A 25,788-nucleotide genomic window follows, 5' to 3' on the forward strand; every position below is an offset into this window, starting at 1 on the left:
CTGCGCGGCGCGAAGCCACGTCTTTACTGCTGGATAGCGCTTTTTTGAATCGATCAAACGGCCGCTCGTGACACTTCGAACTCGCCTGGTTCGCGCACGCGACGCAAGATAATCAGCAACACGAGCAGCAGCACGATCGGACCGATTTGTGGCAACACCGTGAAGCGATTAAACAGTTCGAAGAGCGGCAACAGCCACGCAAGCACGATGACCGTTTGTTCTCCGCGCAACCACCCGGCGCGTAGTCCCGTGGCCAGCAGCCACGCGAGCGTGATGCCCAGCCAGGCCAGTTCGTAGTGCCACACATACGGGTTGGCGATCAGCGTGGCGAGCGCGAGGATGGCGGCGCGCGCGCCGGCGTTACGCGTCTTGCGCCAGACATGGCAGGCCGATGCAATTGCCAGCGCGGCAACCGTGCCCTGGAGCAGATACGCCAGCTGCAGCGGCACGTCGCCCAGGCGCAGCGCAGCGAACGAAGTGGGCGAAGCGAGCCAGAAGGCCGAGCTATGTTCGAGGATGAGACTACGCGCGAGATCTGCTGCAAGAAACGAGAGCTTGATCGTATGCAACCCGCACACGGCAATGCTCAGGCCCGCGCAGACGAGCGCGGTTGCCGCGGCGCTGGCGAATGCGCGCCACGCGCGCGTCGCGATCAGTACGAATGGGAAAACCATCGCCATCTGCGGCTTGATGCATAGCAGTCCGATGCAGATGCCGGCGCGCACGGGATAACGCTCGACCCAGCGCACGGCGAAGGCGGCAAGCGAAGCCGTAAGCAGCGAATTCTGCCCGAACAGCGCGGCGACGAACACGCAGGGGGAGGTTGCCAGCAAGACCATAGCGAGCCGCGCGTTGCCGCTCCAGCGAGCCAGTCGTGAAACGGCCAGCGCGCCCTTGATATACGCGTAAAGGCTCGCAGAGACAAAGAGCGCGTACGAAAGCAGAAAGGGCAACAGCGCGAACGGCGTGACCAGCACCAGGAAGGTCGGCGGATAAAGCCACGGCAGAAACGAGTCTTTTACGAAGCTGCCCGAAAGCGCTCGTTCCGCGGCTGAGAACGACGTGAAGTTATAGACCTGCGCTGCCGTGCCGTGGAGCATGACGTGCGACGCGCTCCAGAAGACCGCGAAGTCGCCGGCCGGTTTGGCCGTTTCAGCCGCGAGAAAGCCGTGCGTGACGCGCGCCCACATCCCAAGAAAGGCGACGTAGAGGATGCACATCGTCACGCTGTAGAGGACGAATCGTTCGTGCGTCAGCCAGCCTCGCACGCGATTCCCGGCGCTGCGCGCCGCTTCAAGTGGTAAATCCATGGCCCTGCCCCCGAATGGTCTGCCGATCCGCAGCGCGGTGTGGGCTGTGGTCGTGCGACTTGTTTAGCGTTGCTATTGCTTTATCGACTAATCGTGCGAATGCAAACAGGCGAAGGGTTTCGTCATTTTGAATCAGTCACTGAACCGATAACCGTTACGCATACGCGTGCTCTCGATTGATTATGTGTGGAAATCGAGCCGCCTTACAACCCGGCATATTCCATCAGCTTCGACGCCTGGCTCGGGCGAAGCAGTTTTTACCCCAATCATCAGTTCAAAACGGGCGCGATGTTTCAGTGTTGTATCAACCGCAGACGGCTTTCCAGCAGGGTGTCCTGGAACGCTCGAAACAGCAGCGCGAATAGAGCCCAGGGAAAGTCCTGATCAGTCGGTCGCAAGCCCTTTATCTACAAGGCCGGAGCCGTTCGAACGCCTAATCATGGCCGCCAGACGCATGTATCAGATCAGCAACATTTTTAGTTGACAGCCTCAGGCATGAAAATCTTACCGAATTGCCTCGAGGCCAGTATTGACGGGCCTGGCGCAGAGCTGGCCCGTACCTTGCCTATGACTAGTTACGCAAGTCGAGCGGTATCGAGATCGCAACAGGTTCCGCAGGCTTGACGCACAGCACCGGCGAAGACCGGATGAAAAGAAAGACGGGGTAAATCGGGGTATAAAAAATGAGCTACGGGGCTTTTATTCGTTTCATCTTTTCCTGCCGTTGCGTGCCAGCACGTAGCACGCTGGCCGCACGGCGGACCATACACCTTCACACATCCATCGGCAGGGCGTTTCATTTGACGCCCGCCGTTGCGATGTGCGCCATTCCGGCAGCCGCGATCGCATCGTCCGGCTGCCCGCGCAGGACCGCTCTGCCGCATTAAACCTGATCGGTCAGGCCCACCCAGTCACTTGAAGTCGTTCACCCCCTCACGCCAATTCCGGCAAGGGGATTTATGTAGTCATCCTAATGGAGTCAATCATGAAGAACATCATCGCCAAGGCAAGCCAGTTCATCCGTGACGAAGACGGCATCAGCGCCATCGAATATGCACTGCTCGGTTCGCTGATCGCGCTCGCCATCATTGCGGCCGTTTCGGGTCTCGCCACGAAGATTTCGACCGCTTTCAACACGATCGGCGATTCGATCTGAGTTGTGAGGCGGCGGACGAATCGCCGCTCGCGATTCGTCCGCTCCTCCAGCGCTTTCATGTCAACACGACAAGAGAAGAGGGCCGCGATGTTTGTCGAGCACCTTCCACCGCAACCCATTCCGCTGTGCGTGGTTCTGCTGGTCATCGTGACGGCCAGCACGGACCTCGTCGCGCGGCGTATTCCCAATCGCATCGTTCTGGGCGGCTTGATCGTCGCACTGCTTGCGCAATGCTGGCTGTTCGGCCTGTACAAGGGCGGCTCGGCCTGGCTCGAAGGCGCGCTGGCGGGGTTCGCGCTCTTGTTGCCGTTTTATCTGGTGCGCGGCATGGCCGCCGGCGACGTCAAGCTGATGATGACGATAGGCGCCTGGGTCGGTCCTGTTTTCGCATTGCACATCGTACTTGTGGCGCTTTTGATCGGCGGCCTGTGGTCGGTCGTGGTGATTCTGAAGCGCGGCAAGTCAAGAGATCTGGTGCGGTTGATCCGCAATCAATGCGCGCGCTGGCTGCCCGGCGTGGCCTGGGCCGGGAACGCGTCACGCGCGCAGACGGTCCCGTTGGGCACCTTGCCTTATGGCGTAGCGATTGCGGGCGCAACGATCGGCGTGTTGTTCGCCGCCGTCTACTAGCTGGCGAGATAACGAGGAGCTTTGCCATGAAGAACAGTCGCGCAGTGGTCATGTTTGTGGTCGCCCTCGCGGCGGGACTGGCAGCCGCGCTTTCGGCGTCCCGCTGGCTGGTGCAGACCTCGACGAGCGGCGTGACGTCGGTCGCGGTCGCCAACCAGGATTTGAGCCTCGGCGAGCCGATCGAACCGAACATGATCCATACGATCAGCTGGCCTGCTGGCAGCGTGCCAGCCGGGGCCTTCAGCGACGCGAAGCTGCTAGAAGGGCGCGTCGTGCGTTCGAGCGTATCGAAGGGTGAACCGGTGATCGAGTCGCAGCTTGCGCCCGCCGGCACCAAGGGCGGCCTCTCCGCCGTCATCGCCGATGGCAAGCGGGCGATTACCGTGCGCGTCAACGACGTGGTCGGTGTGGCGGGGTTCGCACTGCCTGGCAATTACGTCGATGTGATCGTCAACACGCAGGCGCCAGGCCATACCGATCAACTGAGCATCTCCAAAACGGTGCTCGAAAAGATTCTGGTGCTGGCAGTCGCGCAGCAGGTGAGCCGTGAAGACACTGCGCCGAAGGTGGTGGACGCCGTCACGCTGGAAGTGACGCCGCAACAGGCCGAAAAACTCGATCTGGCGCGCAGCGTGGGCACTTTATCGCTCGTGTTGCGCAACCAGATCGACGAGAAGCGGCTGACGACGGACGGCGCGACCAAGGACACGTTGCTAGGTATCGCCGCGCCGGTGGCAGCCCCGGCACCGGTAAAAACCACGCGTGTTCGCTACGCGGAGCACCACGCGCCGAAGCGCGATTGTATCGGCGTGATCTCCGGCGTCACCAGCACGCAGGAGTGCTTCTGAGCGCGGCAGCAGAACAAGGAAAAAATGAAGGCGTGCGACCGGGCACGCAAGCAAGAAGCACGACAAGCAATAAACAAATAGACAAACAGACACGAAGCGGGGGCATTCCGTCATGAATACAGCATCGCAACACGCATCGCGGCACCGTGCCTTGCGTCGCACACCGCTTGCTATGGCCGTCACGGCCTGGGTGAGCGCCGGGCTGCTGATCGCCCAAACGGCACGCGCAACGGATGGGGACGAGAACGTCCAGACCGCGAAAACCGCCGCTGCGCCCGCATCGCTCGGGCACGGCCCGATGCAGATGACCATCAGCATGACGCCGGTTCTCGCCAACCCGAGCGCGCCGTCGGCCTCGCCCACGGGGCCGCTGCGCGGGCCGAACTGCACTGGCCCAATCCGCGGCGAAAACACGGTGGTGGTGCCATTGGGCAAATCGGTGCTCGTGCCGCTTGATGAACCGGTACTCAATCGCACACTCGGCAATCCAACCGTTGCGCAGGCAACCATGCTCTCGCCGCGCACGCTCTATCTGGTGGGACAGTCGGTCGGCACGACCAATATGATCGTGCAGGGCCGGGGCGGCTCGTGCCAGATCATCGATGTCGTTGTCAATGCCGATGCCGGTGGGCTGATGTCGTCGCTCGCGCAATTGCTGCCGAATGAGCACGACGTGCGTGTGTCGACGGCGGGCGACAACCTCGTGCTGTCCGGCCGCGTATCGACCGCACAGGCCGCACAACAGATCGTCGAGATTGCAAAGGTCTACAGTGCGCACGCTACAGGCGGTGACGGCAAGAGCGGCGGCGGTGGCGTGCTCAATATGCTGAGCGTCGATTCGCCCCAGCAGGTCATGCTCGAAGTGAAGGTCGCGGAGGTGGACAAGACGCTGATCGATCAACTGGGCGCGGCGGTCAACATCCAGGGCGGCTTTGGCTCATGGACCGGCGCGCTCGTGAGCAACCTGCTGGCGGGCGTGTCGAGCGCCATCGGCCTGAGCAAGGCCAATAACAAGCCCTTGTCGATAGCCGTCGATGCGCAAAAGACCGACAGCCTCGTCAAGATTCTCGCCGAGCCGAACCTGGTCACCATCAGCGGCCAGGAGGCAACGTTCCTCGCCGGCGGAGAAGTGTTTATTCCGGTGCCGCAAAGCGTGGGGGGAACCTCCAGCTCCATCATCCTGCAGCAAGAGGAATTCGGTATCGGCCTGAAGTTTACGCCGACCGTGCTGGGCAACGGCAAGATCAATCTGCGCGTCGCGCCGGAAGTCTCCGAGCTTTCTTCGACCGGCGTCACGCTGAGCGCCGCCAACGCGGGCAGCGTGTCGATTTTGCCGCTCATTACCACACGCCGTGCGTCTACGACCGTGCAGATGAACGATGGCGAATCCTTCGCGATCGGCGGTCTCATCAAGAACAACGTGACCGGCTCGCTGAAGGCTGTACCGGGGTTAGGCGAAGTGCCGGTGCTTGGCGCACTGTTGCGCAGCACGTCGTTCCAGCAGGACCGCACGGAACTCGTGTTCGTCATCACGCCACATCTCGTCAAGCCGCTGCCCAACTCGAATCCGCCATTGCCGACCGATAGCTTCGTGCAACCCAATGAAGCCGATGTCTACGCGACCGGCAACATGGAAGGACGCGGTGCGCCGCGTAGCAATGCGACGCCTGCCGCTCCCGCTACTCCCGCCGCGCCGCTCACACCGGTCACACCCGCGCCCGCACAGGGCTCGCAACCGTCCGCCACCATCGGCGCAACGGCCAACGTAGCGGGCGCCGCCGCGCAAGCTGACGCCGCCATCAAGCAGTGACGGGACAAGGGGAATCTCATGAAACTCGAAAACCTTCGCATCGCTCGCTCACTCGTGCCGCTGGCAGCGGCGTGTAGCCTGCTGGGCGGTTGCATGACCAGCACGCCGGTCTGGGATGCGCACTTCGGCGAGGCCGTGCGCACCGTCACGCAGGCGCAGATCATCGACCCGCATGCCGCCGAACACAACCCATCGACACAGGGCGTGGACGGCCAATCGGCAGTCTCGGCGATGACGCAATACGACAAACTGTTCTCGGCGCCGCCGGTTTCGTCGAACCCTTACACGATTGGCGTAAGCAGCGGGGTAGGTTCGGCTGGTCAGTAATGCAAATCAATGTGATCGCGCCGTTACATCTGACCGTTGAAAGACGCAGCATCTGAACAAAGGTACACGCCATGATCGACATTCTTACCCTCTCGACGGATGCCGCCAGGCTCGCGCAGATCATGAATCTGGTCGCCGGGTGCGGCAACTATCGCACCACGCGCGTAGTGGGCGACGCTTCTGTGCTGCTCGAACGCGGAGACAGCCTGGATCTGTTCGATATGCTGATTGTCGACGCGGCGTCGATCGACGACTCTTCGCTCGATTCCACCGCGCGCCTGTGCCGCGAACACAAACATCTGACCTGCATCCTGATCGCGCCGGACGCATCGCAGGACACTTTGATCGCTGCGATGCGCGCGGGCTTTCGCGACGTGCTCAGCTGGCCGCTGGAGCGTCGCTCGCTGGAAGAGGCGCTATTGCGTGCGCAAACGCAGCACAGCCAGCGCAACGCGCGCGAAACGCAGGTCGTATCGTTTGTTTCGTGCAAGGGGGGCGTGGGCACGAGTTTCATCGCCAGCAACGTGGCGCATGCGCTCTCGACACAGCGCGGCAAACGCGTGCTGCTAGTCGATTTGTGTCAGCTTTTCGGCGACGCCGCTTTCCTCGTGACAGATGAAACGCCGCCTTCCACGCTGCCGCAAATGTGCGCGCAGGTCGAACGCATGGACGGCGCGTTCTTCGGCGCAAGCGTCGTGCATGTGAGCGAAAGCTTCGACATTCTTGCGGGCGCGGGCGACCCGGTGAAAGCCGCCGATATCAAGGTCGACCGGCTCGAATGGATTCTTGGTCTCGCCGTGCCGCGTTATGACTTCGTGATAATCGATGTCGGGCAAACGCTCAATCCGCTGTCGATCCTCGCGCTGGATCGCAGCACGCAAATTCACCTCGTCCTGCAGGCCACGATGCCAGGCGTGCGAGCCGCGCGGCGCTTGCAGGAAATGCTGGTATCGCTGGGATACGCGCCGAGCCAGTTGCGCCTGCTGCTGAACCGCTTTACGCGCCAGGACGAGCGCACGCGCGCCGCGCTCGAACAGATGCTGGGCATGCGGGCGCACCACGTGATTCCGGAAGATGCACGCGCCGTGCTGGCGGCCGTGAATCAGGGGATGCCGATTGCGAAGGCCGGGAACGGACCCGTCGCGCGCAGCATCAAGGAGATCGCCGCGCAGATTGCAGGCAATGGCGCTGTTCAAGCGCGCGAGCAACCCAAGGGCAGATCCCTGTTCGCGCGTTTGCGCGGTGACGTCGTTCAGTCAGGAGCCAGTCATGTCGCTTCGTGATCACCTCAGCGCGCAACACGCACCGCACATTGAGCGTACCGAATCCCAGCACGGTTCGGCCGGTCTGCTGCGAGCAGCGTATCAGAAGCTCAAGCGGGATATTCATCAGGCGGTGCTGGATCGCGTCGAACTGGAGCGCCTGGCGCGCCTGCCTGCCGACCAGGTGCGCCAGGAGATCGCCACGCTGATCGCGCGCATTCTGGAAGATCAGAAAGCGCCCGCTAACGATCTCGAACGACGCCAACTCGTGAGCGACGTCTACGACGAAATGTTTGGCTTTGGCCCGCTCGAAGTGTTGCTGCGCGATCCCACGATTTCGGACATTCTCGTCAACACCGGCAGCCAGATCTATATCGAGCGCAAAGGGCGGCTCGAATTGAGCGACGTGACCTTCTACGACGATGCGCACCTGATGAAGGTGATCGAAAAGATCGTCTCGCGCGTAGGCCGCCGTATCGACGAATCGAGCCCGATGGTCGATGCGCGTCTGCCCGACGGATCGCGGCTGAACGCGATCATCCCGCCGGCCGCCGTCGATGGACCGCTGATTTCCATTCGCCGTTTTTCGGCCACGCCGTTGCAGGTCTCCGACCTGATCGCGCTGCAAACGCTCACGCCGCCGATGGCGGAGGTGCTCGACGGGCTCGCGCGCGCGAAGATCAATATTCTGGTGTCGGGCGGCACGGGTAGCGGCAAGACCACCTTGCTCAATCTGCTTTCGGGCTTTATTCCCGCCGATGAACGTATTGTGACGATCGAAGATGCGGCGGAACTGCAATTGCGCCAGCCGCATGTATTGCGGCTCGAAACACGCCCGGAGAATATCGAGGGGCGCGGCGAGATCACCCAGCGCACGCTCGTCAAGAACGCCCTGCGGATGCGGCCCGACCGCATCATCCTGGGCGAAGTGCGCGGCGCTGAAGCGCTTGACATGCTCAATGCGATGAATACGGGCCACGAAGGGTCGCTCGCCACCATCCACGCGAATACGCCGCGCGACGCACTCACGCGCCTCGAAAACATGATTGGCATGGGGGGGCTGGCGCTGCCGCCCAAGACGATGCGCCAACAGATTGCCTCGGCAATTACGGTGGTGGTGCAGGTAGCGCGTCTGACCGATGGGCGGCGCAAGATCATCAGCCTTTCGGAGCTGACCGGCATGGAAGGCGACATGATCAATATGCAGGAGATCTTCACCTTCCGGCGCAGCGGCGTCGATACGAACGGCAACGTGCGTGGCGCGTTCCAGGCGACCGGCGTACGTCCGAAGTTCTCCGAACGATTAGATGCCTTTGGCGTGCGTCTGGCCGACGCGACTTACGATCCTGCACGGCGCTTCGAAGCCGCCTGAACGGCACCTGTGCGAACGTCCTTGAACCCGTTATCGCTATGTGAGCGGAGACCTGCATGAGTCCGATTTTCTACGCGAGCATCATTCTGCTCTTCGTCGCTGTCGTGATGGCGATGGAGGGCGCGTATATCTGGTGGAACAGTCGTCATGGTCCGCTTGCGCGTCGCCTTGAATCGCGTATCCGCACGATTTCCGCAGGCGCGACGGCCAGCAGCGAGCGGCTGTCGATCCTCAAGCAGCGCCAGCTTGGCGATGCGACGCCGCTTGAACGCGCGTTGAAGTTGTTGCCGCGCGTGCAGGGCATCGAGCAGTTCCTGCAGCAAGCCGGCGTGCCATGGTCGGTCGCTCGCCTCGTGACGACGTGCGCGGTGATTCCGCCGGTGGTCTTTTCGCTCGCGATGTTTTCGTCGGCGCCGCTGCCCGTGATTGCGATGCTCGCGCTGCTTTCAGCGTCGCTGCCGGTGCTCTATGTGCGCCGCCGTCGTGCGAAGCGTCTGCGTCAGCTCGAAAAGCAGTTGCCGGAAGCGTGCGACATGCTGGCGCGTGCACTTCGCTCGGGGCACGCATTCAGCCTCGCGATCGACATGGTTGGCACCGAATTCGCCGATCCAATGGGCAGCGAATTTCGTACTACTTTCGACGAGATCAATTACGGTGTTTCGCTAAACGAAGCGCTCACCAATCTGGCGGCGCGCGTGCCGATCCGCGATCTGCGTTATTTCGTGATCGCCGTGCTGATCCAGCGCGAAACCGGCGGCAATCTCGCTGAAGTGCTCGACGGCATCACCGCGCTGATCCGCGAGCGTTTCAAACTGTTCGACAAGGTTCGCGTGCTCTCCGCCGAGGGCAGGCTGTCCGCATGGGTGCTTGGCTTGTTGCCGTTCATCGTCGGCACCTTGATGTTGTTTCTGAACCCCGGCTTTCTGCAGGTGCTCTGGCAGGACCCGATGGGACTGAAGATGATGGTGGCGGCGCTCTCCAGCATGGCGGTAGGCGTGGTGTGGATGTCGCGCGTCGTGGCGTTGCGCGTGTAACGGAACGAGAGACCGGGGAACAAAGGAGTGGCCATGCAAGCGCTGAACATGACCCAAATCGCGATGCTGACCGGCATATTCGCCGTGGTCTTTCTGATGGTGCTGGCGGCGATGCATGCGTTTTCATCGAAGGAGCGGCGTCGCCGTATCGATCAGCTCGGCGCTTCGCGGGTTCATCCGTCGAACGCAGCGGCCGACGCCAGCCAGTCCGCAGCCGGACAGGGCAACAAATGGCTCGAAACCATCGCCGAAATCTCGCAGCCCATCTCGAAGCTGTCGATTCCAAAGGAAGGCTGGGAGGGCTCGGTTGCGCGGCTGAAACTCGTCAACGCGGGCTGGCGCTCGCCTAATGCGGTGGCGATATTCTTTGCCGCGAAGACCGTGCTCGCGCTGGCGTTGCCCCTGCCTGCGCTCGTCTGGCTCGTTGGCACTTCGGTTGAAACCAGCACCACCGTGTTCTGGATGATTCTGGTTGCGCTCGCGTCGTTTGGCTTTTATCTGCCCAATCTGGTGCTGTCGCGCAGGGTCGCAAGCCGGCAGCGTGCGATCTTCGAAGATTTCCCGGATGCACTCGACCTGCTGACGGTATGCGTAGAAGCCGGTCTCGGCCTCGACGCAGCACTGATGCGGGTGGCGAAGGAGATCCAGCTTGGCAGCCCGATAGTCGCGAGCGAACTGGAGTTGATGTTGCTGGAATTGCGCTCGGGTTTTGCCAAAGCCACGGCGTTGCGCAATTTTTCGCTTCGCACCGGCGTTGAGGATATCGAATCGTTCAGTACCTTGCTGATTCAGGCCGATCGATTTGGCACGGGCATTGGCGCGTCGCTGCGTGTGCTGTCTGACACGCTGCGCACACGGCGGCGCATGCGGGCCGAGGAGCAGGCCGCGAAAATCGCGCTCAAGTTACTGGTGCCGTTGCTTTTCTGCATTTTCCCTGCGCTGATGGTCGTGCTCGCCGGGCCGGCGTTTATCAATATCTATCGCACGTTGCTGCCAAGTCTGCCGGGTGCGGGCGGATAAGGACGAGGAGCGCGACATGAAAGCGAAGCGTCAACGAGGGACGGCAGTGGTGGAGTTTGCGCTTGGCTTGCCGGTGCTGCTGTTCATGATGTTTTCCATCGTGCAGGCTGGATGGTGGATGAGCAACTATGTTGTCCTGAACAATGCGGCTTCGGCTGGAGCACGTTTGCTCGCATCGGAGCGCGGCTTTGCAACGCCCTATACGGATACTGCGGGCGCGGTGTCATCGGCAACGGGAAGTTTGTCGGGCACCCAGACCGTCACGGTCGCGGTCGTCTCATCGGGCGTCACTACGACTTGCAGCGGAAAAACTGCCGACGTCAGTTGCGCGACGGCGCTAGGTACGCTCAGCCAGCCACCGGCAGCGGGAACGCTGGCGAGCGTGTCGATCAGCTATCAATTTGCCGCGCCCTTTGGCGGATCGCTTTTCAGCCTGGGTTCAATCATGCCGTCGAGTATCAGTGCGAACGCTTCGGTGGTTGTGCAATGAGGCGCGGCCCTGAATGCAAGCGGGAGGGTGCCATGCGACGCAACAAGCAGAAAGGCGTGGTGGCAGTGGAACTGGCGCTTGCCGCGCCCGTGCTGATTGCCATTGTGCTGGGCATTGCGCAGTTCGGCTGGCTGTTGGGCAATTCCGTGATGGTTGCGAGCGCCGCTTCGGCCGCTGCGCAGAATTTCGCCTTCCAGCGCGGCACGACCACGCCGTATAGCTCGACGCAGACACAAATGACTTCGTCGTCGTCCTGGCTCAAATCGCAGAATCTTTCGCTGACGACGATGGTCAACGGTACGCAGTGCAGCAGCGATACCTCGTGCGCGACGGCGCTGACCAATGGCACCGGTCAAGCCGTCGCTGTGACGGTTGCCTACACGTTCACGCCTTTGTTGCGCGGCTCGATATTTGGAATCTCCGCGATGCCGTCCACGCTGAGCACCACGGCCGTCGCGCGCGTGCAGTGAAACAAAAAACATATCTATGTCGGGGGACATCATGAACAGAACGTCGGGCCGATATTCGCGGCGTCAAGCGCAACGTGGCGCGGTTTCCGTGATGGTTGCGTTGTCATTGATCGTGTTGCTTGGCTTCGCCGCGCTGTCGATCGATATCGGCTACATCGCTTTTAGCCAGCGCCGTCTGCAGGCAGGCACCGACGCCGCCGCAATGGCGGGCGCGATGGACTTGTGGAAGAGCGCATCGTCGACGGCCTTCGCAGACGCCCGGGCCTACGCGGCGGGACAGGGCAACAACACGTTGCCCAATGGCGTGACGGTCACGAGCACCTCGATTCAGGGCCTTTCGCTGAGCGCGAGCAGCGTGCCGTTGCCAGCGTCCCAGGCCGTATCGACTTACAACGGCATCCAGGTCACGCAACAGGCGAGCGTGCCGTTGTTTTTTGCGCGCATTTTCGGCATCACCAGCAAGACGATTTCCGCGACCTCGAAAGCGGGCGCGGGTTTTGGCGCCGTACCGTACAACGTCATGATCGTGCTGGATACGACCCGTTCGATGGCGACGACAACCGATAGCAATTGCAAGAATTCGAGCGGCGTAGCGCTGACCCGCCTGGCCTGCGCTGAGGCAGGCGCGCTTCAACTGCTGACCGGCCTTTCGCTCGCGGGCGACAATGTCGGCCTGATGGTGTTCCCGCCGATCAGCCCGTCCGCGTCGGGATATAGCTTCTCGTGCTCGTCAACGGAGCCGGCGGTGGTTTCGACTGGCCAGAACGGCTATTCGGCCGTGGGGGTTTCTGGGTCGAACGCGACTTATCAGATTTCGCCGCTGGGCGGCGGCTATCTCAGCGGCGGGGCGCTGAGTACGACTTCGGGCGTGGTGCAGGCGCTGGGCGGCGCGTCCAGCAAATGCGGCGGTATTAGCGCGCCAGGCGGCCTGGGCACGTTTTACGCGCAGGCCATCACCGCAGCCAATGCGGCGCTGACGACTTTCTCCCAGAGCCAGAGCCCGGCAGGCAAGAACGCCATCGTGCTGCTGAGCGACGGCATCGCAACGGCCGACACGACGCAACTCGGCAACGTCTACGGGAAATCCGGCGGATCGAGCTATGTGTACGGCACCGAATGCCAGGCCGCTATCAACGCGTCGACAAGCGCGAAGAGCGGCGGTACGACGGTCTACACCGTGGCCTATCTGGGCGGAGAGGGCGCGAGCGCGCCCTCCTGCAGCGACGGTTCAGATGCGCTCACGGCCTGCGGCACCATGCAGTCGATCGCCACCAATCAATCCGATTTCTTTTCGGATACCTGCACGAATGCGAGCAGCACGCAAAGCCTGAACCAGATATTTTCGAGTATCGCCTACAGCTTGACCAAGGCGCGCCTGATTCCGCCCAACGCGACGTGATGGCAGCGTCGCGCGGGCGAAATATTGGGCACGCCAGGCCGCTCAAACGCCTGATTTAAGCTGAGCCCACAAGCGGTTCTGCAAGCGCATGATGGCGGGCGGTTGCGGGCGCATGACCGTCATCTTGTCGAGCGCTTCGTCGGACGGGAACGTGGCGGGATCTTTCGTGATCGCTGTCTGAACGAGCGGTAGCGACGCCCGGTTCGCGGTCGGATAGAACACTTCGTTGGTAATGGCCGCGCTCGTTTTGGGATCTTCGATGTAATTGATCCATTTGAGCGCGGCTTCCGGGTGCGGCGCGTCTTTGGGAATCGCCATCATGTCGAACCAGACGAGGCCGCCTTCCTGCGGGTTCACGAACTGGATCTGGTAGCTGCGCTTCGCTTCCACTGCGCGTCTACGCGCAATTCCCGCATCGCCTGAATACGCCACGGCCACGCACATATCGTTGTTCGCAAGATCGTTGATATAACCCGACGAATTGAATTGCGTGATATAGGGCCGGACTTTCTTCAAGACCTCATACGCGGCCATATAGTCGGCGGGATTCGTGCTGTTGGGGTTGCGGTGCAGGTATTGCAGCACGGCGGGAAAGACATCGGACGCGGAATCGAGGAACGACACGCCACAGCTCTTAAGCTTCGAGAGATTCTCGGGATCGAATACCAGCGCCCATGAATCGGCGGGCAGCGCGCCGCCCAGCGCCTTCTGCACCTCCTGCGTGTTGTACGCAATGCCATCCGTACCCCACGCCCACGGTACGCCGTATTGATTGCCGGGGTCGGCGTCGCTCACCAGTTTCATGAGGTGAGGGTCGAGATTGGCGAGGTTCGGCAATTGCGATTTATCGAGCTTTCGATAAACACCCGCTTCGATCTGTCTGGCCAGATAGGCGGACGATGGCACGACCACGTCATAGCCCGAACTGCCGGAGAGCAGCTTGGCCTGCAAGGTGTCGTCGCTATCGTAACTGTCGTAGCGCACCTTGATGCCGGTCTGTTTCTCGAAGGTGGGGATGGTGTCGTGCGCGATATAGTCGGACCAGTTATAGACGTTGACCTGATCGTCCTGCGCGAGCGCGGTCTGCGCCATGAGGACGGTGATAACTGAAACGGCCGCGATGTACTGCATTTTCTGATGGAGTTTCATCCTGCTTCCCATTGAGTTGGTTGGGGACGGCATGCGCGTCCCCGCGCCCGGCGTCTGTCGCAACAGACGAGGCGTACTGGGTTGCCGCTCGACGACAACGGGCATGCCGCGCACCGGTTGAGAACCGGTGTGACGTGGCGTTAAGCGGCGCGAGGGGAAAGAAGCAGACTAGGGCTTGGGCAGCAAGGAGGCGATTTCATCCTTGCGAACGCCGATGAAATCGCACGTCATGGCCGAGTTGTGGCGGCGCACGGAGCGAATCGAGAGCACAGTGTCGATCGAGAAATAACTGCAAGGCCGGGCGGATATACACGAGCCAGAAGAAATGGCGCTGCGCATGGCGAGAAACCCGCCATGTCCTCGATCGTACTGTATCAAGGGGCCACGAAATTTCATGATCTAAGGCGCACGGTATGAAGCATATGAGCGTCAGACTGTTGGAAAGGGTGTCGGCTCCATGCCGTCCGGCAAAAGCTGGCATCCAAGGCTGACGATTTCATGGTACCCGCGCCAATATGCGTGTCAATGGGTATCCACCTGAGCGCAGCAGCAGAGCAGCGGCTTGGGTGGATACCGCTATTCGATCCAAAAGACGGGCGTATTCGTTGAATGTCGTTGGTGTGCAAATCGATTATTCATAATGAATATGTTCAATTTTATCGGTATTGGTTTTGCATGATTTGCGCCTGATGATTGAGTTATTGAAATGACTGTAGAATCCTGCGTCTAGCACTATTCAAAATATGTCGAATCGGCTAAATGTCAGGCCGCTCAACGTTATGTCTCAACTACTCACTGTTGCGTTGTTCTTCATTGTGTCGTACCTGTGGGACGATTCGCGTCATGCAGCAGGACTGGCGAAGTATCTGTGGATCGTTCGAGCCATTGCTGCGTTGTGCATTGTGCTGGGTGTTCTCGAAGGCATCGCGCGCCTGACCAGAAGGGGCAAGGATGAGCCCACAGCGCCTGTCGACGCGGCTCCAGACGTTACCCCCGAGCCCAGCGCTGATACATTGATTCCCGTCGGCCCGGAACTCGCCCACGCCGTTGCCGATCGGCTCGATGCCGGCGATGAACTTGTGTTTCATCATCCCTATTATTGCGGTATGGGCTTCACCAGATATGGCGATGCGTATGTCTATGCCAGCGTGCAAGATGGTGAAATCATCACGCCGAAGTGGGGAGACGAGGCGTTCAAGTATGAGGTGCGCGACGGAGGAAAACTGTTTGAATCGCGGGTTCAATTTATCGAGTGGCTGACCGTGCAAACCGATTATTCGCTTCACGGTGACGGCAACCAGCGTATTACGCTGGCCAGGCTGCGGTCGTTTGTTTCGGGCGATCAATGACGATCCGCGATTGAAATTCAATGCGAAACTGGTTAGCAGGAGTCTGTGTGCGTTACGACCCGTCATGTCATGTTCATATCGACTGGAAAGTCGGTGGTCTGGAATGGCTCGCGCTGCTGCGCGATGAATTCCCGGCAGTCGACGCATTGCAAGGGAAAGCATTCGAAGCGTTACTCGATGAACTCGCGCACGAGGAGGTCGAGTCGTGTCTGCAGACACTTGCGAATCGGCTGCACGCGCACAATTACGAAGTCTGGAATCTCGACGTTGGCGCGGATGATTTTCGTGTCGCGCTGGTGCCGGCAAGCAAACGCGCCGCGTTCGAGCGGTATTGGAAAAAGCATAAGCCCGTGGATTTCGATGACGACGAGGAAGTCGATATCGAACTGAAGCGAATCGCACCGGAAGAAGTCAACGAATCCGAACAGGCGTCGCATGACAGAGCGCGAAAGAGCCGCAAAAAGAAGCCCGACTGGTTGGCCGAGACAAAGGGATTCAAGTCGTTCAGCGTGAACAGGCTCGACGTTCATCATGGGCGAGTTCTGGCCAGCCGCGGTGGCGAAATGGACGAAGATAGACGCGTTCGTGACTGGTGGTTCTGGCAACTGGACCTGCGGGAATGGCCTCCCACGTTCGAACTGCTGCACAAGCAGGAGCGCGACGATCCGGATCGCGGATTTCCGCATCTACTGGCTGCCGATGCCGAAGCCACATTCTGGCAATGGGACGCTATCGGCGAAGGCAACAGGCTTCAGCCGCTATGGATGCGCTGCGAGCGCAAGTGGACCGCGTTAGGGCCGCCTGACACCCGGTACGCTGAACCATCTGGCAGCCTGAACAGCGAGGACAGTCATCTCTGGCAGGACGGCTGGCTCTGGTGTGTACGTAACGTCGACATCGGCGAGGAACGTCGCTGGCAAGTTTCGCGCACCTCCGCGACAGCGACGGAGATTCTTTACGAGGCCCCGACCTTTCCCGGCCATCTGCACGCCCTCGGTTCAGACAGCGTGCTGCTGGTCGTGGAGAATCGCTATCGGATCTGGAACGGGCAGGAGTTTGACGAGGTCCGACCGCTACCCGCAGCGACGCGCGCACCGCATGCCGTAGCATGGCTGGGGGGCGACGAAATCCTGTTCTTCGATCATTTTCAGCGCGATATTGTGCCGCCATGGTGGCGCGACGACGTATTGCGGATGTGGCGCTTCGATGTTGTGACCGGCACGTGCCGCTGTGTCGAAATGGAAGGATTCGGCATTCAGTACAACGCAATGCCGTTGGAGATCGACGGCGCCGTGAAGAAGCGCAAGTCGATGTCTGCCTCGCCGCACGGTTTGCACCTCGCGCGCGGTCACGGCGACTGGTGGGTCATCAACTACAACGCTAATGTGCTGGGTGTGCGCACGATCGCATGGTTCTGGAATGCTGTGAGCAACGAGGTCATCAAGATCACCAGCAAGGACATTCCGCGCTGGACGCCCACCATCGTCTACATCGCGGCGATGGATCGCTATCTTGGACTGGACGAAGTTGGCATGATCCGCCTGCCGGAGTTCGAAACGATCCGCGCAGCGAATGGCGGCGAGTTTCTGGAGTGGCAGGACCCTCCCGCGCAGCCGGTGGAGGATTCAGATCCGCACGATGATTAGGCCCGATTCCTGCGCCACGTTTCACTCGGCAACTCGCCGAATTGCTCGCGATACTCACTGGCGAAATTGCCGAAATGCCAGAAGCCCCAGCGCGTCGCGACCTCTGTCACGGTCGCGGCGTGTACGAGGTCCTGGCGAACTCTCGCAAGCCTGATTGCGCGCATATAGGCCAATGGGCTGATTCCCGTTGTTTCCTCGAAAGCATATTGCAAGGTCCGGCGACTCGCGTGCATGCGCGCGCACAATTCGGCGACGGAAAGCGGACAATCGGGCGACCCTTCGACGATGTCTCGCACGCTGCGAACCAGTTGCCAGTTTCTCGCGATGCGGGCTTCGCCGCGCTCCAGCTGTGGGACATGTGGAAAGTCGGCAAGCGCTTCGTTTAGCCCATAAACGATGGACTTTTCGAAGGAGACGACGCTCGCGTGATCGCCGAGCACGTGCGGCGCGCTGGCCACGTGATCGAGCAATATTCTCAACACCTCGCGAAACGGCTCCAGCTGTGTGGGCGCGATATTCACCACGCCCGATCTCACGCCAATGCGTGCAACGATCGATTCCAGTTGCGCGCGCGTGATGGGGTCTGCGACAGCCGCCGGTTCGATTTCGAGGTTGACGAAGACATGCTGGTCCGGCGAGAGGAATTCGAAGCCGTCTTTGCCCGAGAAAACGTGCAGCGCGTCGAGATGGCTGGTCTGCCCCGACAGCAGCGAATGCCCTTCCAGGTGGAAGGGAATACCCACTGCAAACTTGCGTGTGTCGACATGGCCACGCTGGTAGACGGTGCGGTTGAGTTTCTCCACCAGCACCTTCACCGCGCCCGCCATGAATGAGGTCACCGAGCCGTCGAAAAGGCCACGCGAGAGCTGGCAGTAGCTCTGGTTCCATGTGTCGAGCAGCGCCGCCTGTTCGTCGACGCTGCGGCAGCTTCGAAACTGTATGGCCTCGTGCGGCCAGTGGCCCGCTTCCATTAAGTCTCCCTGGAAAACCTCGAAAGCGCGATTGGGCAGTACCCCTCGCGTTCGTGCATCGCAACACTACCGCTCGCTATCTTCGCGATTCCTGATTTTTACGGCAATTTTATTTTTTTGCCAAATTTGGATAGTTGCCCTTTTTTGACGCACCTAATTTGTGCATACGGTGGGAACGCACAGGCGCGCAGGCGCACAGGAGCCAGAGATGAGTGAAAGGGCTAGAAAGCTGGAAGGCAAGGTCGCGATCGTATCGGGCGGCGCGACGGGCGCGGGTGGGGCGTCGTCGCTGCTGTTTGCCCGCGAAGGCGCGCAGGTGGCAGTTGTCGACGTCAATCGCGGTGCGGGCGAAGAGATCGTCGCACGTATCCGCGCGGAAGGCGGCGTGGCGGAGCTGTTTGTCGCGGACGTTTCGCAACGCTCGGCGGTGGAGGACGCGGTGGCGGGCATCATCGCGCGGTTTGGCCGTATCGATACCTTGTTCAACCACGCGGGCAGCATCGTGGTAAAGCCGTTTCTGGACACCAGCGACGAAGAGTACGACTGGCTCATGAACGTCAACGTGAAGAGCATGTTCATGATGACTCGCGCGGTGTTGCCGCATATGCTCGCGGCGGGCCACGGCTCGATCGTGTGCACCGCGTCGATTTCCTCGGTGGCCGCAACGCCGCTGGAAGTGCTCTATTGCACGACCAAGGGCGCCTGTGCGATGTTCGCACGCGCAATTGCGGTGGAGTATCGCGATCGCGGCATACGCTGCAACGCCGTGTGCCCCGGCTTTATCAACACGCCTCATGGGCAGCGCGAAATCAGCGCGCTCGCCCAATACGGCTTCGATGCCAGCGAAGCGGCGCTATCGCTTCAGCAAGGCCGTCTGTGCAAGCCGGAAGAGGTGGCGCAGGCCGCCTTGTTCCTCGCCAGCGACGACGCGAGTTTTATCAACGGCGCGCATCTCTACGTCGACAACTGTTTTACCGCTGCGTGATACGGAATCCTTAGCATAAGGATAGCCAGTTCGACGCTTCAACTACCTCGCTTGAAGGAACGTCAAATGGACGCGAATACACTCGAACCAGCGGCTGAGCAAACCGCGCATGCCGACCATGATGTCTCGCTATTGCACAAGATGGGCTACGCGCAGGAGCTTTCGCGTCGCATGGGCGCATTCTCCAATTTCGCGGTGTCGTTTTCGCTGATCTGCATTTTGTCTGGCGGCATTACCTCGTTCCAGATGGGTTTTTCCGCGGCGGGCGGTGCATCAATCGGGCTAGGCTGGCCGCTCGGCTCGCTGTTTGCGCTGGTGGTGGCCGCAGCGATGGCGCAGATCGCATCGTCGTATCCGACTGCCGGCGGCCTGTATCACTGGGGCTCGATTCTAGGCGGTAAAACGTGGGGCTGGCTCACCGCGTGGCTGAATCTGCTGGGCCTCGTCTTTGTGGTGGCTGCGATCAATTACGGCACGTACGACCCGTTCTTTCGCACGCTGATTGCGCCGATGTTCGGCGTTAAGCCTGATTCGCTGGGCTGGTGGGATCAGACGATCTTTCTCACGCTCATTACGGCATCCCAGGCGTTTTTGAATCATCGTGGCATTCGCATCACCAGCAAGATCACCGATCTCTCCGGCTATCTGATTTTTGTCGTCACGGTGGTGCTGGTGGTCTCGCTGCTCGCGTATTCGCCGGTCAAGATCGATCTTTCGCGCCTCTACACGTTCACAAACTTTACCGGCACCGACGGCGGCGCATGGCCCAAGCAGACCATGGCGATGGCGTTCCTTTCCGGCCTGTTGCTGACCGCGTACACGATCACCGGGTTCGACGCTTCCGCGCACACCTCGGAAGAAACGCATCAGGCAGCGCGCAATGTGCCGCGCGGCATCGTCGGTTCGGTTTTCTGGTCGACGACGTTTGGTTACGTGATGGTTTGTGCGTTCGTGCTGGTGATGCCGGATCTGGGTGCTGCCGTCAAGCAGGGCACAGGATTTTTCGAGGCGATTCTCGCGCCGATTCCCACGCCCCTGCGCATTACCATCGAACTGCTGATGTTCTTCATCAACTACGCGTGCGGGCTGGCGGCGGTGACGTCGACCTCGCGCATGATGTTTGCCTTCGCACGTGACGGCGGTCTGCCGGGATCGAAGTGGCTTCGCAAGGTCAATCCGGCGCATCGCACGCCGGGCGCCGCGATCTGGACGTCGGCGGTTCTCGCTATCGCCGCAACGCTCTACGGCGATGCTTTCACGGTGCTCAGCGCCGGCAGTGCGGTGTTTCTGTTCGTCTCATACGCGATGCCGATTGCAGCAGGCATCTTCGCCGAAGGCCGCACCTGGACGGAGAAGGGGCCGTTCCAGTTGGGCAAGCTGTCGAAGCCGTTTGCGATTGCGGCCGTCGTGGGCGCGCTGATTCTGGCTTACGTGGGCATTCAGCCGCCGAACGAGAAAGTGCTGTATCTCATCGGCGGGCTGCTGGTCGTGCTGCTGGCCATCTGGTATCTGGGCGGTGTTCGCAACCGCTTCGCCGGGCCGCCGATTGCGCAATCTTCGCGTGAACGCGAACAGCGTTTGAGCCTCGCCGAACGGGAAATCGGCGTGGAATGAGTTAGTGACGAAAACGCTGCGATAGCGCTGCATGATGGAGGTTAATTGTCGTTCAATCATGCAGCGCGAGCGGTGAAATGCAGACGCATGGTGCCCGTAAGCCAATTGCTTGCACGTCCTTACCACTGGTTACACATATAACAAGTTCGCCCTCATTTTCGGGCGGCAGCTGAAATATGATGGGCCGATTGTCGACGAGAGACGAGAATGGGTCCGAACAGTCATCATCAGCCACTCCTGAAGCGCCTGGGTTTTCGCGGCATGCATGCCCTGCAGCAGGGAGCAGCGCGTGCCGGCGCAGCGTATCCGGATTCGTCGGAATCCGAGGTCGCGCACCACGACGCGAACGCGCACGGCCGCGATTTCGTGGTCGGCGATATTCATGGCTGCATGACGGCGTTCGACCAATTGCTCACTGAAATCGATTTCGATCCGCAACGCGACCGCATGTTTTCCGTCGGCGACCTGGTTGATCGCGGCGAACAAAGCGAACGTGCTTTGGGCTTGCTGGAAAACGACTGGTTTTATCCGGTGCTCGGCAATCACGAAGAAGCGCTGTGCGCGGTCGTGGATGGACGCTTGCCGCGCCATCGCTGGTATGAGCTGGGCGGTGAATGGGCGCAATCGCTATCCGATGGCGAACTCGCCGATTACGCCGCAAAGCTCGGCAATTTGCCGCTCGTGCGTATCGTGGGCGAAGGCCCGCAACGCTTCAACGTCTTGCACGCTGAATTTCGCGGCAACGACGAACAACTCTCCGCAGGCAACTTCGAAGCCGCAGTGCGTCGCCGGATGCTGTGGGGCCGCGATCTGGCTTTTAGCGTGTCGCCATCACAGCAAGATCTGTCGATCACGTATTGCGGCCACACGACGATGCGTGAAGTCCGCCAGATTGGCGCGCATATGTATATCGACACCGGCGCGTGCAACGCGGGCGGCAAACTCACACTGGTCGAACCCGCGACCGGACGTCTCTGGTCGAGCATCACGCTCAGCGCGTAATTGCCGCGCGACTAGCGCGGAACTCCCCTCACACCTGATCGACCGCCGCGCGCCCCGGCACCGGAAAATGCACGCCCGCGCGCTGCGCAGCCGCTGTAATGTGCGCCTCGATTGCCTCGCCCGCGACAGCCGGATCGCGCGTCCTGAGCGCCGCCACGATGGCGCTGTGTTCCCGATAAGTCGATAAAACCAGTTCACGCCGATAAAACGGCATGCGCTGGCTTTCCTTCATGATGTCCGCGCTGCTGCGCAGAATCGATTCAATCGCCGCGTTGCCCGCGAGCGTCACGATGCGCATATGGAAATCGAAGTCCAGCTGTGAGGCTTCATCGAGTTCATCGTTGCTGAGCGCCGCGTGCAAGGCCTCCACATTCGCCTCGAACCAGGCCAGGTCGGCGTCGCCAATCGCCAGCGCGGCCATGCGCGCGGCAAAGCCTTCGAGCGCATAGCGCATCTGGTAGGTATCGGGCAGCGAGGTCTGGTCGGCGAATCGCCACGGATGCGCGCTGGCGGCCTGGGCGCTTGTCACGTACACGCCTTTGCCCGCGCGGATCGTCAGCATGCCGAGCGCTTCGAGCGTCGATAACGCCTCGCGCAGCGACGCGCGGCTGATCTCCAGTTCCTCGGAAAGCTGGCGCTGGGCGGGCAGCAGGCTGCCGACCGGATACAGGCCGTCTTCGATCCGTGCGCGGATCGTGGCGATGGCGGCGTCGGTGACGGTATGCGGAACGTTCTTCATTGGGTGGCGGGGCGCTCGCGTGGTCTGACCGGTATTGTAGTCCGCCTCAAGACGGTGCACGCGCCGTCTGTCTCATGTCGCCCAACCCGCCAAGGGTAAACACGGTTTTTTGACGCCTTGACTCCACTATATCGGCTTCCTACTATCCGCTATAACAACACTGGTCAGACCAGTCCGAACAGTTAGCCACTCCCTGCGGCTGTGCATGGGACGGGGCAAGGCGCTCAAACGTCGCGTCCCATCGACAAAGGAGAAAGTCGTGACGAAGTTCTTCAATTCGCTGTTTGGCCGGGTGGTGATTGCGCTCGTCGTGGGCATTGCCGTCGGGGCGATCTTCCCCCATTTCGCCCAGTCGCTCAGACCGCTAGGCGATGGCTTTCTCAAGCTCATCAAGATGGTGATCGGGCCGATTGTGTTCTGCGTGGTCGTGAGCGGCATGGCGCACGCGGGCGATCTCAAGAAGGTCGGACGGGTGGGCCTGAAATCGGTGATTTACTTCGAGGCGATGACGACGGTTGCGCTCGTGATCGGCGCGGTGCTGGCGTATGCGACGCGACCGGGCGCGGGCATGAACGTGAATCTGCATTCGCTCGACGCAGCCTCGCTGGCCACCTACACCGAGAACGCCAAGAGCCTCAAGGACACGGCCGCTTTCCTGCTGAAGATCATTCCGGATACCGCGTTCGACGCGTTCGCAAAGGGCGACATCCTGCAGATTCTGGTGTTTTCCGTGCTGTTTGGCAGCGCGCTTTCGCTGCTCGGCCCGAAGGCGCAGCGCGTGAACAGCATCATCGACGAACTCGCGCAGGTGTTCTTCCGCGTGATGGGCTTCATCATCAAGCTCGCGCCGTTCGGCGTGCTGGGTGCGATCGCCTTCACGACGGGTACGTACGGCGTGGCCTCGCTCAAGCAGCTCGGCCTGCTGGTGATCGTGTTCTACGCCAGCTGCATCGTGTTCGTTGCGGTGGTGCTGGGCGTGGTGATGCGCCTCGCGGGCTTCAACGTTTTCAAGCTGATTCGCTACCTGCGCGAGGAACTGTCGATCGTGCTGGGCACGGCATCGTCGGACGCCGTGCTGCCGCAGGTGATGCGCAAACTCGAATTCATGGGCGTGAAGGACTCGACCGTGGGCCTTGTGATTCCCACCGGCTATTCGTTCAATCTGGACGGCTTTTCGATCTACCTCACGCTGGCCGTGATCTTTATCGCCCAGGCGACCAACACGCCGCTTTCGCTGCATGACCTGATCGTGGTCGTACTGGTCTCGCTCGTGACCTCGAAGGGCGCGCACGGCATTCCGGGTTCGGCGATTGTGATTCTTGCCGCCACGCTCTCCGCCATTCCCGCGATTCCCGTGCTGGGGCTCGTGCTGATTCTGCCGGTGGACTGGTTCGTCGGCATCGCTCGCGCCATCACGAACCTGATCGGCAACTGCGTTGCCACGGTGGTGGTCGCGGTGTGGGAACACGATATCGACAAGGCTCGCGCCAAACGCGTGCTGAATTTCGACGAAGGTTATCTCTACGTGCCGGGCGGCGACGAAGACGCTGCCGCACATGACGGCGTGCTTGGCGGCAATCCCGCGCACGCTTGATTCGAACCCCTGAACAACTCTCTTTGCACTGGACCATCATGGCTATTCCGACACTCGATCCCAATGCACCGGCCTTCACGCGCCGCTATATGAATCTCGCGGACTCGCGACTGGGCGCGCAGGCCCTGCTTGCAAGCGACGAATTCTTCGCACCCAAGGAACGCATGCTGGAGCCGCAGTCCGCCGTTTTTATCCCCGGCAAGTACGACGATCACGGCAAATGGATGGATGGCTGGGAAACGCGCCGCAAGCGCACGACGGGCCACGACTTCTGTATCGTGCGTCTGGCGCGTCCCGGCGTAATCTATGGCGTCGATCTCGATACCAGCCACTTCACCGGCAACTTCCCGCCGGCCGCTTCGATCGAAGCCTGCTACGCGGATACCGCAGGCGACAACGTGCCGCCTGAGAATGCCGACTGGCAGACCGTTGTACCCGCAACGACATTGCAGGGAAACCAGCACCATTACATCGAAGTGAGCGATACACGCGCCTTCACCCATCTGCGCGTGAATCTGTTTCCGGACGGCGGCCTCGCGCGCCTGCGCGTATATGGCCAGCCTAAACGCGACTGGAGCCGTGTGGAGAAGGGGAGTCTCGTCGATCTCGCGGCGGTCGAAAACGGCGCGTATCTGGTGGCGGCGAACAATCAGCACTTCGGCATGGCGTCGACGCTGCTCATGCCTGGTCGTGGCGTGAACATGGGCGACGGCTGGGAAACGCGCCGCCGCCGCGAGCCGGGCAACGACTGGGCCATCGTGGCGCTTGCGCGTCCCGGCATCATTCACAAGATCGAAGTGGACACGGCGCACTTCAAGGGCAATTTCCCCGACCGCTGCTCGCTGCAGGCCGCGACCGTCACGGGCGGCACTGACGATTCGCTCGTCACGCAGGCGATGTTCTGGCCCACGCTACTCGGCGAACAGAAACTGGAAATGGACAAGCAGCACATCTTCGAAAGCGGTCTCGCAGCGCTGGGGCCGGTCACGCATGTGCGCTTCAATATTTATCCCGACGGCGGCGTTTCGCGTCTGCGTCTGTGGGGCGAACTCGCCTGAACGGAGGATGGCGATGGATACCACGCTTAGCATGCATTGCCTGACGCTGGAACCGCTCACGCGCGAAGCGTTCGCGCCGTTTGGCGACGTGATCGAACTTGACGGTGCGCGCCACTTTCCGATCAACGGCGGCACGACCGAGCGCTTTCACGACCTCGCCAACATCGACGTGTGCGAGGCGGGCGGCAAGCCGCTCGTCAATGTGTTTCGCGCACAGCCACGCGCGTGGCCCGTGCCAATTGCGATGATGGAGCGGCATCCGCACGGCAGCCAGGCATTCGTGCCGCTGGGCAGCGCGCGCTACGCCGTGGTGGTTGCGCCTGCAGGTGAGTTCGATCCAGCGCGCTTGCGCGCGTTCTGGGTGGACGGCACGCAGGGCGTCAACTATGCGAGAGGCGTCTGGCACCATCCCTTGCTGGCGTTCGATCGTGTGAGCGATTTTCTCGTCATCGACCGCGGCGGTGTTCAGCCGAATTGCGATGAGATCGAACTGGAGATTGCGCTGGAACTGCACGAACCGCTAGCGCCTGCGAACTGAGGCGCTAGCGGCGGC

Annotated in this window: 24 protein-coding genes; 20 read left to right on the top strand and 4 right to left on the bottom strand. The window is 61.1% G+C overall.

Translation table 11 applies throughout. The features are described from left to right. Positions 1-53 precede the first annotated feature (53 nt). The gene (locus F3J17_RS10110) at positions 54-1,310 is read right to left on the bottom strand and encodes a glycosyltransferase family 87 protein (protein ID WP_167056938.1); all 1,257 of its coding nucleotides are present in this window, start codon (positions 1,308-1,310) and stop codon (positions 54-56) included. A gap of 985 nt (positions 1,311-2,295) precedes the next feature. Here F3J17_RS10110 and F3J17_RS10115 point away from each other — a divergent pair. The 12 genes from F3J17_RS10115 (at position 2,296) to F3J17_RS10170 (ending at position 13,128) form a co-directional block, all read left to right on the top strand. Continuing rightward, positions 2,296-2,466, top strand: coding sequence for a Flp family type IVb pilin (locus F3J17_RS10115; protein ID WP_167056941.1), 171 nt, complete (start codon positions 2,296-2,298; stop codon positions 2,464-2,466). 87 nt (positions 2,467-2,553) lie between these two features. Then, complete coding sequence (locus F3J17_RS10120; protein ID WP_167056944.1) at positions 2,554-3,096, top strand: prepilin peptidase; 543 nt, start codon at positions 2,554-2,556, stop codon at positions 3,094-3,096. A 26-nt stretch (positions 3,097-3,122) separates the two neighbouring features. Next, positions 3,123-3,944, top strand: coding sequence for a Flp pilus assembly protein CpaB (cpaB, locus tag F3J17_RS10125; protein ID WP_167056946.1), 822 nt, complete (start codon positions 3,123-3,125; stop codon positions 3,942-3,944). A gap of 112 nt (positions 3,945-4,056) precedes the next feature. Further along, the gene (locus F3J17_RS10130) at positions 4,057-5,754 is read left to right on the top strand and encodes a type II and III secretion system protein family protein (RefSeq protein WP_167056949.1); all 1,698 of its coding nucleotides are present in this window, start codon (positions 4,057-4,059) and stop codon (positions 5,752-5,754) included. A gap of 18 nt (positions 5,755-5,772) precedes the next feature. After that, the gene (locus F3J17_RS10135; protein WP_167056952.1) at positions 5,773-6,081 is read left to right on the top strand and encodes a hypothetical protein; all 309 of its coding nucleotides are present in this window, start codon (positions 5,773-5,775) and stop codon (positions 6,079-6,081) included. Positions 6,082-6,152: 71 nt separating this feature from the next. Beyond that, positions 6,153-7,364, top strand: coding sequence for an AAA family ATPase (locus F3J17_RS10140; RefSeq protein WP_167056954.1), 1,212 nt, complete (start codon positions 6,153-6,155; stop codon positions 7,362-7,364). Then, positions 7,351-8,715 carry a CpaF family protein gene (locus F3J17_RS10145; protein WP_167056956.1) on the top strand — a complete coding sequence of 455 codons (1,365 nt, stop codon included), beginning with the start codon at positions 7,351-7,353 and terminating at the stop codon, positions 8,713-8,715. Before F3J17_RS10140 ends, F3J17_RS10145 begins: the two co-directional genes overlap by 14 nt. Positions 8,716-8,771: 56 nt before the next feature. Further along, a complete protein-coding gene (locus tag F3J17_RS10150; RefSeq protein WP_167056958.1) occupies positions 8,772-9,749 on the top strand; it encodes a type II secretion system F family protein in 978 nt (325 codons plus the stop codon). A gap of 33 nt (positions 9,750-9,782) precedes the next feature. Beyond that, a complete protein-coding gene (locus F3J17_RS10155) occupies positions 9,783-10,769 on the top strand; it encodes a type II secretion system F family protein (RefSeq protein ID WP_167056961.1) in 987 nt (328 codons plus the stop codon). A 16-nt stretch (positions 10,770-10,785) separates the two neighbouring features. Beyond that, entirely contained in the window at positions 10,786-11,259 is a 474-nt protein-coding gene (locus tag F3J17_RS10160) for a TadE/TadG family type IV pilus assembly protein (protein WP_167056964.1), read from the top strand. A 32-nt stretch (positions 11,260-11,291) separates the two neighbouring features. Beyond that, positions 11,292-11,729 (top strand): TadE family protein, encoded by a 438-nt coding sequence (locus tag F3J17_RS10165; protein WP_167056967.1) that lies wholly within the window; start codon positions 11,292-11,294, stop codon positions 11,727-11,729. A gap of 31 nt (positions 11,730-11,760) precedes the next feature. After that, positions 11,761-13,128 carry a pilus assembly protein TadG-related protein gene (locus F3J17_RS10170; RefSeq protein WP_167056970.1) on the top strand — a complete coding sequence of 456 codons (1,368 nt, stop codon included), beginning with the start codon at positions 11,761-11,763 and terminating at the stop codon, positions 13,126-13,128. Between the two features lie 42 nt (positions 13,129-13,170). On the opposite strand, the gene F3J17_RS10175 is transcribed toward F3J17_RS10170, so the two are convergent. Further along, positions 13,171-14,220 carry a polyamine ABC transporter substrate-binding protein gene (locus F3J17_RS10175; RefSeq protein WP_240160918.1) on the bottom strand — a complete coding sequence of 350 codons (1,050 nt, stop codon included), beginning with the start codon at positions 14,218-14,220 and terminating at the stop codon, positions 13,171-13,173. A gap of 836 nt (positions 14,221-15,056) precedes the next feature. On the opposite strand from F3J17_RS10175, the gene F3J17_RS10180 reads away from it, so the two are divergent. Further along, positions 15,057-15,626 (top strand): hypothetical protein, encoded by a 570-nt coding sequence (locus F3J17_RS10180; protein WP_167056973.1) that lies wholly within the window; start codon positions 15,057-15,059, stop codon positions 15,624-15,626. A 47-nt stretch (positions 15,627-15,673) separates the two neighbouring features. After that, positions 15,674-17,272 (top strand): hypothetical protein, encoded by a 1,599-nt coding sequence (locus F3J17_RS10185; protein WP_167056976.1) that lies wholly within the window; start codon positions 15,674-15,676, stop codon positions 17,270-17,272. Here the strand turns inward: F3J17_RS10185 and F3J17_RS10190 are convergent. Beyond that, entirely contained in the window at positions 17,269-18,243 is a 975-nt protein-coding gene (locus tag F3J17_RS10190; protein ID WP_167056979.1) for a helix-turn-helix domain-containing protein, read from the bottom strand. The genes F3J17_RS10185 and F3J17_RS10190 overlap by 4 nt on opposite strands. Positions 18,244-18,451: 208 nt before the next feature. Here F3J17_RS10190 and F3J17_RS10195 point away from each other — a divergent pair, with 208 nt between their 5' ends. The 3 genes from F3J17_RS10195 (at position 18,452) to F3J17_RS10205 (ending at position 21,844) form a co-directional block, all read left to right on the top strand. Continuing rightward, positions 18,452-19,228 carry an SDR family oxidoreductase gene (locus tag F3J17_RS10195; protein WP_167056982.1) on the top strand — a complete coding sequence of 259 codons (777 nt, stop codon included), beginning with the start codon at positions 18,452-18,454 and terminating at the stop codon, positions 19,226-19,228. Positions 19,229-19,294: 66 nt separating this feature from the next. Next, positions 19,295-20,842, top strand: a complete 1,548-nt coding sequence (locus F3J17_RS10200) for an amino acid permease (RefSeq protein WP_167056985.1) — start codon at positions 19,295-19,297, stop codon at positions 20,840-20,842. Between the two features lie 207 nt (positions 20,843-21,049). Further along, the gene (locus tag F3J17_RS10205; RefSeq protein WP_240160888.1) at positions 21,050-21,844 is read left to right on the top strand and encodes a metallophosphoesterase; all 795 of its coding nucleotides are present in this window, start codon (positions 21,050-21,052) and stop codon (positions 21,842-21,844) included. Between the two features lie 28 nt (positions 21,845-21,872). Here F3J17_RS10205 and F3J17_RS10210 read toward each other — a convergent pair whose 3' ends face one another. Beyond that, positions 21,873-22,583: an FCD domain-containing protein gene (locus tag F3J17_RS10210; RefSeq protein WP_167056988.1), complete on the bottom strand. Its 711-nt coding sequence runs from the start codon at positions 22,581-22,583 to the stop codon at positions 21,873-21,875. A 259-nt stretch (positions 22,584-22,842) separates the two neighbouring features. Here F3J17_RS10210 and F3J17_RS10215 point away from each other — a divergent pair, with 259 nt between their 5' ends. Genes F3J17_RS10215 through F3J17_RS10225 form a run of 3 tightly spaced genes read left to right on the top strand, consistent with a single transcriptional unit; the run spans position 22,843 to position 25,773 of the window. Beyond that, complete coding sequence (locus F3J17_RS10215) at positions 22,843-24,177, top strand: C4-dicarboxylate transporter DctA (RefSeq protein WP_167056991.1); 1,335 nt, start codon at positions 22,843-22,845, stop codon at positions 24,175-24,177. A gap of 38 nt (positions 24,178-24,215) precedes the next feature. After that, positions 24,216-25,235 carry an allantoicase gene (gene alc, locus F3J17_RS10220; protein WP_167056994.1) on the top strand — a complete coding sequence of 340 codons (1,020 nt, stop codon included), beginning with the start codon at positions 24,216-24,218 and terminating at the stop codon, positions 25,233-25,235. A gap of 13 nt (positions 25,236-25,248) precedes the next feature. Then, positions 25,249-25,773: an ureidoglycolate lyase gene (locus F3J17_RS10225; RefSeq protein ID WP_240160889.1), complete on the top strand. Its 525-nt coding sequence runs from the start codon at positions 25,249-25,251 to the stop codon at positions 25,771-25,773. Positions 25,774-25,788 lie beyond the last annotated feature (15 nt).

Source organism: Burkholderia sp. Ax-1719 (genome assembly GCF_011753055.1).
GTDB lineage: Bacteria > Pseudomonadota > Gammaproteobacteria > Burkholderiales > Burkholderiaceae > Paraburkholderia.

Excerpts from the sequence above, each read along its gene's own strand:
- F3J17_RS10110 (WP_167056938.1), bottom strand. The coding sequence starts at position 1,310 with ATGGATTTACCACTTGAAGCGGCGCGCAGCGCCGGGAATCGCGTGCGA.
- F3J17_RS10115 (WP_167056941.1), top strand. The coding sequence starts at position 2,296 with ATGAAGAACATCATCGCCAAGGCAAGCCAGTTCATCCGTGACGAAGAC.
- F3J17_RS10120 (WP_167056944.1), top strand. The coding sequence starts at position 2,554 with ATGTTTGTCGAGCACCTTCCACCGCAACCCATTCCGCTGTGCGTGGTT.
- cpaB (WP_167056946.1), top strand. The coding sequence starts at position 3,123 with ATGAAGAACAGTCGCGCAGTGGTCATGTTTGTGGTCGCCCTCGCGGCG.
- F3J17_RS10130 (WP_167056949.1), top strand. The coding sequence starts at position 4,057 with ATGAATACAGCATCGCAACACGCATCGCGGCACCGTGCCTTGCGTCGC.
- F3J17_RS10135 (WP_167056952.1), top strand. The coding sequence starts at position 5,773 with ATGAAACTCGAAAACCTTCGCATCGCTCGCTCACTCGTGCCGCTGGCA.
- F3J17_RS10140 (WP_167056954.1), top strand. The coding sequence starts at position 6,153 with ATGATCGACATTCTTACCCTCTCGACGGATGCCGCCAGGCTCGCGCAG.
- F3J17_RS10145 (WP_167056956.1), top strand. The coding sequence starts at position 7,351 with ATGTCGCTTCGTGATCACCTCAGCGCGCAACACGCACCGCACATTGAG.
- F3J17_RS10150 (WP_167056958.1), top strand. The coding sequence starts at position 8,772 with ATGAGTCCGATTTTCTACGCGAGCATCATTCTGCTCTTCGTCGCTGTC.
- F3J17_RS10155 (WP_167056961.1), top strand. The coding sequence starts at position 9,783 with ATGCAAGCGCTGAACATGACCCAAATCGCGATGCTGACCGGCATATTC.
- F3J17_RS10160 (WP_167056964.1), top strand. The coding sequence starts at position 10,786 with ATGAAAGCGAAGCGTCAACGAGGGACGGCAGTGGTGGAGTTTGCGCTT.
- F3J17_RS10165 (WP_167056967.1), top strand. The coding sequence starts at position 11,292 with ATGCGACGCAACAAGCAGAAAGGCGTGGTGGCAGTGGAACTGGCGCTT.
- F3J17_RS10170 (WP_167056970.1), top strand. The coding sequence starts at position 11,761 with ATGAACAGAACGTCGGGCCGATATTCGCGGCGTCAAGCGCAACGTGGC.
- F3J17_RS10175 (WP_240160918.1), bottom strand. The coding sequence starts at position 14,220 with ATGGCGCAGACCGCGCTCGCGCAGGACGATCAGGTCAACGTCTATAAC.
- F3J17_RS10180 (WP_167056973.1), top strand. The coding sequence starts at position 15,057 with ATGTCTCAACTACTCACTGTTGCGTTGTTCTTCATTGTGTCGTACCTG.
- F3J17_RS10190 (WP_167056979.1), bottom strand. The coding sequence starts at position 18,243 with ATGGAAGCGGGCCACTGGCCGCACGAGGCCATACAGTTTCGAAGCTGC.
- F3J17_RS10195 (WP_167056982.1), top strand. The coding sequence starts at position 18,452 with ATGAGTGAAAGGGCTAGAAAGCTGGAAGGCAAGGTCGCGATCGTATCG.
- F3J17_RS10200 (WP_167056985.1), top strand. The coding sequence starts at position 19,295 with ATGGACGCGAATACACTCGAACCAGCGGCTGAGCAAACCGCGCATGCC.
- F3J17_RS10205 (WP_240160888.1), top strand. The coding sequence starts at position 21,050 with ATGGGTCCGAACAGTCATCATCAGCCACTCCTGAAGCGCCTGGGTTTT.
- F3J17_RS10210 (WP_167056988.1), bottom strand. The coding sequence starts at position 22,583 with ATGAAGAACGTTCCGCATACCGTCACCGACGCCGCCATCGCCACGATC.
- alc (WP_167056994.1), top strand. The coding sequence starts at position 24,216 with ATGGCTATTCCGACACTCGATCCCAATGCACCGGCCTTCACGCGCCGC.
- F3J17_RS10225 (WP_240160889.1), top strand. The coding sequence starts at position 25,249 with ATGGATACCACGCTTAGCATGCATTGCCTGACGCTGGAACCGCTCACG.